Raw genomic sequence first — 13434 nt, 5'->3', positions numbered from 1 at the left:
AGGAGTCATAGAATACGAGTGGTACTGGTCCTGTCCTGATTAGCTAACAAAAATTAGGGGCTGTTCAATCAAAATGTTTCAACTTTTTCGGGCTCAATCCACCGATTATCTTCCCGAATCAGCTCAATCAGTTCATCGACGGCCCGACCCGCCGGAACCGATTTCTTGATTACCTGCTGACCCCGGTACAGTGCAATCTTATCACGGCCGATACCGACATATCCATAATCGGCGTCCGCCATCTCGCCGGGGCCGTTTACAATACAGCCCATAATACCAATCTTGACTCCTTTCAGGTGATCCGTACGCTGGCGGATCATAGCCGTCGTCTCCTGTAAGTCGAAGAGGGTTCGACCGCAGGATGGGCATGAGATGTATTCCGTTTTGGTTATGCGAGTGCGGGCGGCTTGCAAAATGCCAAAGGCCAGACCGTTCAGCCGTTTCAGGCTAGCTGTTTCGCCAAATGCCGAGAGCATAACGCCATCCCCTAATCCATCGATCAGCAGGCCTCCCAGGTCCGTAGCGGCATACAGCGGCTCGTCTTCCTCAGGCACCTCCGGATAGCCACGCTGAATGACAACCGGCGCGGTAACGCCCTGATTAATCAATTCTACAAACAGCCGACGTAGTTCGGGCATGGCGTGGGCATTGGTCGTACCGACGAGCAGAACAACCGTTCGGTCGATGCGTACTAACTCGATCAATTCACCTGATAGCTCACTCAGCGACAGCCGCACAAAATTCAGCCGCGCGTGCAGCTGAACGGACTGCGAACGAGCCGAGGTAAATTCAGTGACTGTTAATAAGGGGAATGCATTTGTCTGGTCTCTAACGGTTTGCCAGGCTGCATAATCCAGAATTTCTTTCAGACCATTAGGCAGCATAAACTGCGCTGGGTGCTGACCAGTATAGATATAGTCCGCCCCCAGATCATTCATCCGCCACTTATCGGGTACGGGCAGATAAAAATGCCCGATTGGCTGCAAGATGTCGTGTTCAATGACGCGCAGTTTACTGTAGTCAGCGATGACGCGTGGTACGTTCTGAGCGCCAAAATTGGCTACCTCGTGCGTTGCCCGACGTGTGTACTGGAATGGATCAATCGGGTAAGTCGTTACGGGGGGAATGGGCTGGCTTTGGGCGGCCCGGTTTGTGTATCGATCAATCAACGCCTTTGCTACGGGCGCTTCCCGTTCGGGTTCTTCCGTCAACGAAACCCGTACCGTATCGCCGATGCCGTCTTCGAGCAACGTACCGATACCCAGCGCTGATTTAATCCGGCCATCTTCAGCCTCACCGGCTTCGGTAACGCCCAGGTGTAACGGGTAAGGTTTGAGCCTTTCTTCGTCGAGTCGCTGAACCAGCAGCCGGTACGCCTGCACCATCACCTGCGGGTTGCTGGACTTCATCGACAACACAATGTTATAGTAATGCTCATCTTCACAGATCCGCAGAAATTCCAGCGCCGATTCCACCATGCCCACGGGCGTATCGCCATAACGACTCAGAATCCGGTCCGACAGCGAACCGTGGTTAGTGCCGATGCGCATGGCCGTACCGTATTCTTTGCAGATACGTACCAGGGGCAAAAACTTGTCCCGAATCCGTTCGAGTTCGGCGGCATAGGCCGTGTCCGAATAGTCGATGAACTCAAAGCGTTTGCGATCGGCGTAGTTGCCGGGGTTAATGCGAACCTTTTCCACGATACGGGCCGCCAGCTCAGCCGCATTGGGCGTAAAGTGAATATCCGCAACCAATGGCGTTGTATAACCCCGCACCCGCAGTTCCTTGCGAATGTTTTCGAGGTTCTGGGCTTCCTTCACACTCGGAGCCGTAATCCGAACGTATTCACAACCGGCTTCGATCATCCGGATTGTCTGTTCAACGGAACCGGCCGTATCCATTGTATCGACGGTTGTCATCGATTGAACGCGAATCGGGTAGTCGGACCCCATCGGTACGTCGCCGATCGTTACCGGAATGGTTTTCCTACGAACGTATTGCGTTAGGGAGGACGTATAAAGAACAGGTGGTTCTGGCGTATTAGTCAACGCCGAGATAGAAGGAGTAAGCAACGAATCAAACATACAAATGTCGGCAGAGCCGTTTGGTACGGACGGTTGTCATAAGCAAAGATACGGAAAAACCGCTTCTTCTATTGACTGTCCGTGTGAAAGGAAAACGTTAGGGTTGAACGAAATGTTCGCCTGTTGCGGCCGGGCTATATCGGTCGCGTATTCGTTTATTGACTAACTCAATAGTACGTAGCTGAACCCGGCCGACGTGTAATCGAATGCCGTACGTAAACGTTAATGCTGCCAGCGACCCCCAGAACAAAGGCGTATTGAGCGTTGCCGAATTGCCATTCGTGCGCCGGATACCATACACCAGTAAAGACGATGTCAGACAGCTGGCACCGAAGCTCCCAATAAGGCCCGCAATGGAACTTACTTGTCGGGCGTATTGAAAACCGTCTTTAACATCGTTGTCATGCAGCCGATCCGCCAGTTGTGTCAATTGCCAGGCTGGATAGACCCGGATTCCTCGATAAATGTAGTGATTACTGAAGCCATGTCGCGAGATGGCTACCGTATCGGCCCTCGATAGAACAGCCGCTTCGTTTGGCGCGGAAAAATAAGGTGCGTCGAACGTAGTGCTGGCCTGACTCCGCACGAACGTATTGTACGCAGCTACGGCCCGTTGGTATTACCGTTTCATATGACCGTGTGGAATAACGCTTGCATAGACGAATCCGAGGCCGGATAGTAATAACGCTCCACTTCGTTCAAGTAAGTAACGGGGAATCAAAAAACCAGCCGCTGTCATTGAGGTCCCCGCTGCGTGAAGGCCAATCTGATTGGCCTTGGCTAGCCGCCCGCGCCGGACAAACGGTTGTACCGTCGAATCGGGTGTGGTACGTAACAAGGGTGCCAGTTGCGCGTCGGAAAGATGGTTGGCGTAATGGAAACTATACTCCCGCAACACAGAGAGAAGGTGCCGTCGGGGGATCAGGTGAATGGTATCGGTTAAGGTTAACGAATCATATTGAGCAGGAGGGGGAGTTTGAGCACTCAACACCGGTGAGCTTAGCAATATCGAAAGGAAAATAACCCAAAACCGCTTCATCTGTAGTACGCTGGCTAATTGAAAGACGCGTAATGAAGGGAAGGTGCGTAAAAACAATAGGTTTTAAAATCGGTTGTTGTCTCTACATTAATTTCTGGATTTGTCCGGAAGCTCTGTGCAAACAACCTGTCATTTACTCAAACAAATGAACGTTATGAAAACCAAGATAATCAGCGCTTTTGCTTTTATATTATTGATCACAGCAGGCGCATACGCCCAGGATACGACGTCGGCCATGACTAAGAAGGAGATTCGTCGTCAGGAACGCGCCGAACGTAAAGCGAAGGTAAAGTCCGATTTGAAAAATGCCGGTCAGCACGTTGGTGACGCTGCCAGTGAGCTTGGTCAGGGAGCCAAAGAAAACGCTAAAGAAGCAGGACAGGCCATCAGCACGGGCGCTAAGAAAGCGGGTGCCGCTATTGACCGGGGAGTAGACAAAGCGGGTAATGCCATTCAGAGTGAAGCCGACCGAATAAAGGCCAGACGTGATTCGGTTCGGGCGGCTAAACGGGATACCTTGTAGTGCTCTGCGCAGGTCAGATAGTAAGCACAGAAACTCACCAAAAACTAAAAAAGGACGCTCTTGAGCGTCCTTTTTTAGTTAAGTTTTGTCTCAATCTTCGGGTATTTTCCCCGCCAGTGCTTCCAGCGTTTGTGCGACCAAAGCCAGTCGGAGGGGTGCTTACGAATTGTTTCTTCCAGCAAATCGCGATAGCGCTCCAAAATGTATCCGGGAGGAGAATCCGTGTAGGGGGGCGTCCCGATGGGTGTAAAGGTAACTACGTAACGGCCGCGGTTTACTCTGGCTAATTCCGTATAAAATACCGCCAGTTTACGGCTGCGGGCCAACCGCTCAGAGCCGGGATAGAAAGGCGTATCCTGGTGAAGAAAGTCAATCCAGTAAGCCTGTTCCGGTACGTCCGGAACCTGATCGGCAACGAGCGCAATGATCCGGGGACTATTCTTCTGAGCGGCCATCCGGCGGGGCAAGGTGTGCATAGGCACGGGAACAGCCCCGAAGCTGGCACGTACTGATCGCATCAGTTCTTCAAAAAAAGGATTATTTAACGGCTTATAGATGCTATCGGTGGGCATACCGTGCAAAACCGACGCGGACGGAACCCACTCCCAGTTACTGGAATGTGAAGCCATCCCGATAACTGCCCGGCCTGCATCTAGTTCTGCTTTCACCAGTTCTGGATTCGTAAATTGAACGCGCTCCCGCAATTCTTGAGCTGATAGACTAGGCATCTTTATCGTTTCGACCAGCAGATCTGTCAGGTTGCGGTAGAAGCCCTTTGCAATCTGGTTGAGTTCTGAAGCCGACTTCTCCGGGAAGGAACGAGTTAAGTTGCTGAATACGACCGTACGGCGGTAGCGGATGAGGTAAAACAACAAAAAGTACAAGAAGTCGGCAACCCCATATAATATAGGGAGAGGCAGACGCGACAGCAAACGAAAAAAAATCATTCAATAATAAACAGATTATCGCTGTAGTAAAACCGTGATTTTACTACAGCGATACCTAATAATTAAAAATATGAAAAATCAGTTGGTGGTATTGATTTTTTGCTTTACTTGTGAACGGATACGATTAGATTATTGGAAAAGTACCAAGTAACGCCTTCGTCAACAGAATTGCTCATTGAACTCCATTATTTGCCTTGTCTGGATTACGTGTCAGGGTTAATTCAGTTCGAGCGGGTACAGATTGAAGCTCATGAGCATTACCAGAAGCAAAGTTACAGAAATCGCTGCTACGTACTGACGGCAAATAAAGTTGATATGCTGACGGTGCCGGTGCAGCAGGGAACGCGACACCAATTTGTACGCGATCTTCGGGTGGACAATGATCAACGCTGGCAGCTGCACCACTGGCGATGCTTACAGGCAGCTTACGGAAAAGCTCCATTTTTTGAATACTACGCCCCTGATTTTGAGCCGGTATATCATAAAAACTGGACTTTTTTGTTTGATTTAAATCTAGAGCTGCTGACAATTTGTCTGAGATTGGTTCAGGCTACATGCCAGGTAAACCTGACAGATTGCTATACTAAACATCATTCGACCGGTCTATTTGACGCTCGATCGAAGGTAATTCCGCAAAACAGAGCAGAATCGCAGGTATTCCATCACCCTGTGCCTTATGCGCAGAACTTTGGCCCTGATTTTGTAACAAATTTGAGTATTATAGACCTGATGTTCTGCCAGGGACCGGCCGCTTCGGACGTGTTAAAGGCCGGCCTTCAGAAGTGAACAAATCCCTAAAACTCTTCGTTAAGCCAGTATTACGCTTACCTAAGGAGACCCAAAGCGAATGGAAGCAAAATTCTCAAACCGCGTAAAGGAAGTGATCTCGCTAAGCCGGGAAGAAGCCTTACGCTTAGGCCACGACTACATCGGCACGGAACACCTGCTGCTGGGTATGATACGTGAGGGTGAGGGTGTGGCTGTCGGGCTGCTGAAAAAACTCGGCATCTCACTCGACGAACTCCGGGTCACCATCGAGCAGGCAACGAAAGGAACCGCTACCAACAATGTGAAGAACCTGGCGAATATTCCGCTGACCCGTCAGTCGGAAAAAACGCTCAAGATCACGTATTTGGAGGCCAAGATTTTCAAGAGCCCTCTCATTGGCACCGAGCACCTTCTGCTGTCGATTCTGCGCGATGAAGATAATGTCGCCACGCAGATTCTGAACAAGTTCAACGTTAATTACGAAGTCATTAAGGAGATGCTGGAATATCAATCTTCGGGAAGTCGTCCGGTGATGGGTCCCGAAACCGATGATGATGACAACGACCGGGGTATGTTTGGCGGTAGTGGTAGCTCTGGCTCGGGTAAAGACCCGAAAGGCTCCGAAAAATCGCGGACCCCTGTGTTGGACAATTTCGGCCGTGATCTGACCAAGCTCGCTGAAGTTGGCAAACTCGACCCAATCGTTGGTCGCGAAAAAGAAATTGAACGCGTTGCTCAGATCCTGAGCCGCCGGAAGAAAAACAACCCGATCCTGATTGGTGAGCCGGGCGTTGGTAAAACCGCCATCGCCGAAGGTCTTGCCCTGCGCATTGTGCAGAAGAAAGTATCGCGGGTATTGTTCGGCAAACGCGTAGTTACCCTTGACCTTGCATCGCTCGTTGCTGGCACGAAGTATCGTGGTCAGTTTGAAGAGCGGATGAAAGCGGTCATGAACGAACTGGAAAAATCACCCGAGGTGATTCTGTTCATTGATGAGTTGCACACGATTGTAGGTGCAGGTGGTGCTTCTGGCTCACTTGATGCTTCGAACATGTTCAAACCAGCACTGGCTCGGGGCGACATTCAATGCATCGGTGCAACAACGCTTGACGAATATCGTCAGTACATCGAGAAAGATGGTGCGTTGGCCCGTCGTTTCCAGATGGTGATGGTCGATGCTACGTCAATTGACGAAACCATCGAAATCCTGAACAACATCAAGGATAAGTACGAAGATCACCACCACGTCAACTACACACCGGAAGCGATCGAAGCCGCTGTGAAGTTGTCGGAGCGGTATATTTCGGACCGGTTCCTGCCCGATAAAGCGATTGACGTTCTGGACGAAGTAGGTGCTCGGGTACACATCTCGAACATTACGGTTCCTGAAGATATTCTCAAGCTTGAAGAGCAGATTGAGAATATTAAAAAGGAAAAGAACCAGGTTGTCAAGAGTCAGAAATACGAAGAGGCTGCTCAGCTTCGCGATAAAGAGAAACGTCTGATTGACCAGCTTGACCGCGCGAAGCAGGCCTGGGAAGAAGATACCAAGAAGCGCCGGTACACGGTTAACGAAGAAAGCGTAGCCGAAGTGGTCGCGATGATGACGGGTATCCCAGTCACCAGCGTATCGAACGACGAAGGTAAGAAGCTCGTGAACATGGGCGAGGAGCTGAAAGGCAAGGTTATCGGTCAGGACGCTGCGATTGAGAAGCTGGTGAAAGCGATTCAGCGTACGCGGGTTGGTCTGAAAGATCCGAAGAAACCAATTGGTTCGTTTATCTTCCTCGGTCCAACGGGTGTTGGTAAAACAGAGCTGGCTAAGGTATTGGCTACCTATCTTTTCGATAAAGACGATGCTCTTGTACGGATCGACATGTCGGAGTACATGGAGAAGTTCAGCGTCAGCCGTCTGGTTGGTGCCCCTCCGGGCTACGTCGGTTATGAAGAAGGCGGTCAGCTGACCGAAAAGATTCGTCGGAAACCTTACTCTGTCGTCTTGCTCGACGAGATCGAGAAAGCGCACCCAGATGTGTTTAACATCCTGCTGCAAGTGCTTGACGATGGTATCCTGACCGATGGTCTGGGACGCCGGGTTGACTTCCGGAATACGATTATCATCATGACCTCGAACATTGGGGTACGTGACCTGAAAGACTTCGGGGCTGGTATCGGTTTCGCTACCAAGCGATCGGCCGAAAGCCAGGACGAATTGATGAAGAGTACAATTCAAAGCGCCCTTCGCAAAGCGTTCTCACCAGAGTTCCTCAACCGTCTCGATGACGTGATTGTGTTCAACTCGCTGCTACGTGAAGATATTCACAAGATCATTGACCTGATGCTGGGCAAACTACTCGGCCGCGTAACCAGCCTTGGTTACAAAGTTGAACTGACTGATCCGGCTAAGGACTTCCTGGCCGAAAAAGGATACGACCAGCAGTACGGTGCTCGTCCATTGAGCCGGGCCATCCAGCGTTACCTCGAAGATCCCGTTGCTGAGGAAATTCTAAAAGGTGAATTGAAGGATGGTGACGTGATTCAGGCCGACTACAGTGGTGAAGGCGAAACGCTGACCATCACGGTTCGTAAGCCGGAAGCAGTGGTCGAATAAAGTGACAGATTATAAATAAATAGAAAGGCCGGGCAGCGATGTCCGGCCTTTTTGTTGATGTACTACGTAGTAAGTGTGCTGATGATTAGCGCATGGCCTGAACGTACTCGGCTACTTTATCGGTGTTAATAACATCGACGCCCAGCTTTTTCAGTTGTTTCCAGGCATTTAGCGTATCCGGAATTGCCCAGAACCGAATCGGTTTATTGTCGCTGTGTGCCCGTTTAATGACCCGTTTGAGCTTCTCGCGATCCATGTCTGAAAGCTCGCCGTTGCCATCCCACCTGGAATAAGACCGGAAATTGTCGCTGATCAGCGCTACGCGCTCCAGCGTTTCTTTATCGTAAACTTCGCTGGGACGACCGTCGAATTGCAGAAGTATCGGGTAATCGAGATACGTGTCAATCTTGGGGCGGTTGCCGCTGATAATCACCTGCACGGCTTTGGAATTGGCTGACCGGTTGAAGCAGGTAAGGTTTTGCTGGAGAAGCGTAATCAGCTTTGGGAGCACATCGGCTGGGCTATCTTTTACATCAATGACCAAGTTGAACGTGTAATCCCGATCCGCGCTAACCTTATCTTTATGCTGGGCGAACAGTTTAGCAATCGGTTTTAAATAGAGGGAATCGAGGGTTGGGGCATCCGTCTGGGGCTTATCGTGGGATACGACCAGTTTGCCATCCTGCAACCACACGTCGGCTTCGATAAAATCCGCACGTTGTTCATAAGCCCCGACAAACGGCTGGGCCTGGCTGTAATCGTTGTGGGAGTGTACCTTCTGAGCTGATGCAGCCGAAGCCGTCAGCAAGTAACTCAAGAAGAGAACATAACGAATCTTCATACAAATAGCGAAAAATTGGTGGGCTGAGTGAGCAGAAAGTTAAGCAACAGTCTTGGATTATAGCATGATTAAAGTAGCAGACGAGAAAGAAATTTTAGGGCGTAGTGTGAAGTAACTTCTTACCCAGACGTGTATAATTGCTGTGGGATTTAATCAACATTATGAAAAAATACGTATTGACCGTGATGGGGCTGTTTCTGACTAGCGCTGGTTGGGCACAAACTGAAAAAGGCAATGGTATAATCAGCGGATCTATTTCTGTAGATTACTCGAAAGTGAATAGTAGCGATCGTTCAATTGCACCCGACATCAACTTGACGGCTGGACACTTCTTCACTAATAACTGGTTGACAGGCTTATCGACAACGGTCAATACAACGTTTCTAAAAACAAAACCTGCTGCCTTACCCGGTGAACCTTTCATAAATAACCAGACTGCTAGAGTATCTATTACCCCATTCGTTCGTCGGTATTGGCGGTTCGATCCGGTTCATTTTTTCGCCGGGGCGGGGCTTACCGTTGGTGTGACAGGATCACGGCAGACGGACCTGGTGTTTACTAATGGACAGCCGGTTTTTATTAGCCAGCGCTCGACTGGCGTTTCGGTTAATCCCTATTTTGAGGGCGGGTTAAACTACCTGCTGACGAACAGGCTGGGGCTGCAACTCGTGGCCAGTACTACGTCAATTCCGTTTAGAGTCGCTGGAATAAATGCCGGATTAGTGTATTGGACAGGCCCCGGCCGACGGGCAGATGTGCAACGTGAACAGGCCAATCCACAGACCGACAAAGGACGCTGGTTACTAGAAGGCGGCTTATCTGTAACTAACCAAACAACTAAACAAGATGATACCAGCCCCAGAACAACTGTGCGTCTGGCCAATACTACGTACGCCCTAAATCCTTCAGTCGGATTTTTTATCAAAAAGAATAGCCTGCTGGGTATCAGTGTGCCCGTATCAATCAGTACGTATAAAACGGAACCTGGTGATCAGTCGACCACTAACTGGAACGTAGGCGTATCGCCTTACTATCAGCGCTACTGGTCATCAACGCGCCTAACACCCTACACCCGAATAAATGCCAATTATACGCTGGTGTCGTTTACAACCATTGATGAAAAAGTCAACAGCTTCGGCGCTGGACTTAATTTAGGGCTGGCGTACATGGCCGGGCAACGGTTCATTGTTGAAACCTCGCTGGCTAACGTATCGGTTAACTACCTGACAGGAGGCACGGCCTATGATGCCTGGAACGCCAACATTACGGCGGGGCTGACGGGTAATTTTGCCGTCCGTTACGCCTTTAAGTAAGGTTAGGCCACCTTGCCGTTTGCGGGCAAAGCCTTATTTTTGGCCCTGTTGATAACTAAGTCAGAGAAAGCGTACCCGGCAGTAGTACTGGCGTATTATTCTTTGTACTTATGTTATCCCTTGTTCATTATCTAATCAAAAATGGATTTACTGAAAGGAAAAGTTGCGTTGATTACCGGCGCGTCGCGCGGGATTGGACGGGCCATGGCTCAGAAGTTTGCGCAGGAGGGTGCCGCTGTGGCGTTTACGTATTTATCGAGTGTTGAAAAAGGCCAGGCGCTGGAAGAAGAACTGCGGGCTTTTGGCGGTCAGGTAAAAGGCTACCGATCCGATGCGTCAGACCATAAAGCAGCCGAAGAACTGGTTAATCAGGTAGTCGCTGACTTCGGCAAGCTTGATGTCCTGATCAACAATGCCGGTATTACAAAAGACGGGTTGTTAATGCGGATGTCGGAAGAACAATGGGACACCGTTATTAACGTTAACTTAAAGTCGGTCTTTAACCTTACAAAAGCGGCTATCAAGCCGATGATGAAGGCGAAATCAGGATCAATCATAAACCTTACTTCGGTTGTCGGGATTCGGGGTAACGCAGGACAGGCCAATTACGCAGCTTCAAAAGCCGGTATAATCGGATTTACCAAGTCGGTAGCTCTTGAGTTAGGATCACGTAACGTCCGGTCCAACGCCATTGCCCCCGGATTCATCGAAACCGAAATGACCGGCGAAATAAACGAAAAAGCCGTTGAAGAATGGAAACAGCAGATTCCGATGAAACGGGGCGGCCAACCCGATGAGGTTGCCGACTGCGCCGTTTTTCTGGCTTCCGATCTTTCCCGCTACATTACCGGTCAGGTACTGCAGGTGGATGGCGGTATGTTAACGTAATAATTCTGATTTATGGTTTGGGTTACGGGGTACGGTGGAAGATACGTGCGTCAGCAAATCGTAAGTCGCCTATCGCACTTCGTACATGAATGTTACTTTTCAATCCTCGCCCTGGTGGATTCTGGTGTGCCTGCTGGTAGGGGCCGTATATGCGTTTGCCATGTATCAGCCGCTTCCGAAGTTGGTCGGCGGGGCTACCGTGGGCGGATTTGACCGGCGCACTACGTATGGGTTGGCTGCCTTGCGATTTATTGTCGTGAGTCTGCTCTGCTTTCTCTTGTTGAATCCGCTCATTCGCAGCCTTCGTACCTTTACTGAAAAGCCTAAAGTTGTTCTGGCGGTCGACAACTCCGAGTCGGTGGCAGCCGCTGGTCGACCCGCTCTGAATCGAACGCTGGCGGGGCTGCAGCAGATTCGGCAGCAGCTTGTTGATAAAGGATTGGACGTTTCGGTCCGTACACTCAGCGACACGGTTACCGATGCTGACCTAACCCAGATTCCGTTCACCCGGCGTACCACCGATTTGTCGGGACTGCTGGCCAGTGTTCGCTCAGATTACGAAGGCCGGAACCTAACCGACGTGGTGTTGGTATCCGACGGGATTTTTAATCAGGGACTTTCGCCTACGTTCGGTCAATATCCCTTTGCCGTACAAACGGTCGGGCTGGGCGATACGATTCCGAAGCGGGATATTCAACTGAAAGGAATTACGGTGAACCGCATTGCTTACCTGGGTAATCAATTTCCGGTGCAGGCGGAGGTGGTCAGCAATGGATTCCAGGGTCGAACAGCTACGGTGGTGCTGCGTCAGAATGGGAAAGAGCTTGGTCGGCAGTCGGTGAGCTTTGGTCGGAACGATACGTTTAATCAGCTGACATTCCAGGCAACGGCCACCCAGAAAGGCGTTCAGCATTACGTGGTAGAGGTGCTGCCGCAGCCGGGCGAATTCAGCACCCGTAACAACCGGCAGGATGTTTACCTCGATGTGATTGATGGCAAAGAGAAGGTCTTACTGTTGGCCTTATCGCCCCATCCTGACATAAAAGCGTTACGTAGTATTCTGGAAAAGAACCAGAACTACGAACTGGACATCCGCATCCTGACCGGTACCCCCGCCGAGGCAACCGCATCGGCGGACCGTACACCGGCCGACAAAACGTATGACCTGATTATTCTGCATCAGATTCCCGACAATGGAGGAGTAGGAAATGCCTTGATCCAGCGGTATCTGACCAAAAACACGCCTGTTCTGTTTGTGTTGGGGAACCAGTCGTCGATAGGCCCGTTTAATACGTCGAATTCGGTGATGCAGGTAACGGCTCAGCCCAATCAGAGTGATAAGGTAACGGGCGTGTTTAATCCGGAATTCCGGCAACTTAACCTGGATCAGGAACGGCTGACCCTACTGGCTAAACTGCCGCCAATGCTGGTCCCTTATGGGGAGTTTCGGTTACAGCCGGGCAGCGAAGTGGTGCTGTGGCAGCAGGTTGGCAATGTGCGTACGACCAAGCCGTTGCTGGCTTTGAACGTAACGGGCCCGCGCAAAACCGCCGTACTGGCGGGCGAAGGCCTGTGGGGGTGGCGACTTGAAGAATACGCCCTGACCGATAAGCAGGACGTAGTCGATGAGCTGGTTCAGAAAGTCATTCAGCTTATATCGGTGAAAGAAGACCGGCGTAAACTGCGGGTGTATCCAATCCGGAACGAGTTCGTGGCCGGGGAGAAGGTCATATTTGAAACCGAGCTGTATAATGACATCTATGAGCGGGTGTACGACAAGCCGGTTCGCCTTGAGATCAGCGATGAAAAAGGACTGACCCGAACGTACAACTACACGCCCACGACCACAAATAGCCGCTTCGAAATCAGTCGACTGCCCGAAGGGGCTTACCGGTTCCGGGCCAGCGTTACCGTCAACAACCGGGCTGAACAATCGGCTGGTCAGTTTGTCGTGCGCGACCTGCAACTCGAAGCCCTGAACACAACGGCCGACCACGGTTTGCTCCGGCAACTGGCCCAACAAACGGGAGGGCAGTTTTACGGCCCGAATCGGGTTGACGAGCTAGTCCGTAATCTGACCAGTCAGTCGCGACCCGCCCGTCTGACGAGCAACGAAGAAATGAACGAGATCATCAACTGGCGGTGGCTGTTCTTCGTCGTGCTGACAATGGTGGCTGTCGAGTGGGGCCTGCGTAAATTCTACGGCGGCTACTAGGTTGGTTGATCACTGGCTCCAGCTGGCTTATCTGTTACGTTATACTGGGCAAATCCCCGAACGGATTTGCCCATATTTTTTGAAAGCCTACCAAAGTCCGGGGACTAACTTCTGCCATTGGAGCAACGTTACGTTGTATAACTTCTGCCTGCCACGCAACGGCCACAAGTGGATGGTCTTTTCGGCTAGGTAGCGCTTTTCG

At 50.8% G+C, this 13434-nt stretch carries 11 protein-coding genes; 6 read left to right on the top strand and 5 right to left on the bottom strand.

What is annotated here, in order from left to right:
* Positions 1-68: 68 nt before the first annotated feature.
* The 3 genes from ispG to ACYVBJ_RS22250 all read right to left on the bottom strand — a co-directional run bounded on the left by ispG (position 69) and on the right by ACYVBJ_RS22250 (position 3126).
* On the bottom strand, positions 69-2087 hold the full coding sequence (gene ispG, locus ACYVBJ_RS22260) for a (E)-4-hydroxy-3-methylbut-2-enyl-diphosphate synthase (protein WP_460984502.1): 2019 nt from the start codon (positions 2085-2087) through the stop codon (positions 69-71).
* Between the two features lie 97 nt (positions 2088-2184).
* Positions 2185-2673, bottom strand: coding sequence for a hypothetical protein (locus ACYVBJ_RS22255; RefSeq protein WP_460984501.1), 489 nt, complete (start codon positions 2671-2673; stop codon positions 2185-2187).
* 33 nt (positions 2674-2706) lie between these two features.
* On the bottom strand, positions 2707-3126 hold the full coding sequence (locus ACYVBJ_RS22250) for a hypothetical protein (RefSeq protein WP_460984500.1): 420 nt from the start codon (positions 3124-3126) through the stop codon (positions 2707-2709).
* 154 nt (positions 3127-3280) lie between these two features.
* On the opposite strand from ACYVBJ_RS22250, the gene ACYVBJ_RS22245 reads away from it, so the two are divergent.
* Positions 3281-3649 carry a hypothetical protein gene (locus ACYVBJ_RS22245; RefSeq protein ID WP_460984499.1) on the top strand — a complete coding sequence of 123 codons (369 nt, stop codon included), beginning with the start codon at positions 3281-3283 and terminating at the stop codon, positions 3647-3649.
* A gap of 74 nt (positions 3650-3723) precedes the next feature.
* Here the strand turns inward: ACYVBJ_RS22245 and ACYVBJ_RS22240 are convergent, their stop codons facing one another.
* Positions 3724-4596 carry a lysophospholipid acyltransferase family protein gene (locus ACYVBJ_RS22240; protein ID WP_460984498.1) on the bottom strand — a complete coding sequence of 291 codons (873 nt, stop codon included), beginning with the start codon at positions 4594-4596 and terminating at the stop codon, positions 3724-3726.
* A 132-nt stretch (positions 4597-4728) separates the two neighbouring features.
* Here ACYVBJ_RS22240 and ACYVBJ_RS22235 point away from each other — a divergent pair, with 132 nt between their 5' ends.
* Both ACYVBJ_RS22235 and ACYVBJ_RS22230 read left to right on the top strand, forming a co-directional pair.
* Positions 4729-5382: a WbqC family protein gene (locus ACYVBJ_RS22235; RefSeq protein WP_460984497.1), complete on the top strand. Its 654-nt coding sequence runs from the start codon at positions 4729-4731 to the stop codon at positions 5380-5382.
* A 61-nt stretch (positions 5383-5443) separates the two neighbouring features.
* The gene (locus ACYVBJ_RS22230) at positions 5444-7975 is read left to right on the top strand and encodes an ATP-dependent Clp protease ATP-binding subunit (RefSeq protein WP_460984496.1); all 2532 of its coding nucleotides are present in this window, start codon (positions 5444-5446) and stop codon (positions 7973-7975) included.
* Between the two features lie 85 nt (positions 7976-8060).
* Here ACYVBJ_RS22230 and ACYVBJ_RS22225 read toward each other — a convergent pair whose 3' ends face one another.
* A complete protein-coding gene (locus ACYVBJ_RS22225) occupies positions 8061-8816 on the bottom strand; it encodes a phosphatidylinositol-specific phospholipase C/glycerophosphodiester phosphodiesterase family protein (protein WP_460984495.1) in 756 nt (251 codons plus the stop codon).
* 161 nt (positions 8817-8977) lie between these two features.
* On the opposite strand from ACYVBJ_RS22225, the gene ACYVBJ_RS22220 reads away from it, so the two are divergent.
* The 3 genes from ACYVBJ_RS22220 to ACYVBJ_RS22210 all read left to right on the top strand — a co-directional run bounded on the left by ACYVBJ_RS22220 (position 8978) and on the right by ACYVBJ_RS22210 (position 13232).
* Positions 8978-10129, top strand: coding sequence for a hypothetical protein (locus ACYVBJ_RS22220; protein WP_460984494.1), 1152 nt, complete (start codon positions 8978-8980; stop codon positions 10127-10129).
* A 141-nt stretch (positions 10130-10270) separates the two neighbouring features.
* Complete coding sequence (gene fabG / locus ACYVBJ_RS22215; RefSeq protein WP_460984493.1) at positions 10271-11017, top strand: 3-oxoacyl-[acyl-carrier-protein] reductase; 747 nt, start codon at positions 10271-10273, stop codon at positions 11015-11017.
* Between the two features lie 85 nt (positions 11018-11102).
* A complete protein-coding gene (locus tag ACYVBJ_RS22210; protein ID WP_460984492.1) occupies positions 11103-13232 on the top strand; it encodes a VWA domain-containing protein in 2130 nt (709 codons plus the stop codon).
* The last annotated feature ends 202 nt before the right edge of the window (positions 13233-13434 follow it).

It is taken from the genome of Spirosoma fluminis (assembly GCF_054778895.1).
The sequence above is the reverse complement of the archived record's forward strand: the minus strand, read 5'-3'. Positions and strand labels throughout refer to the sequence as shown.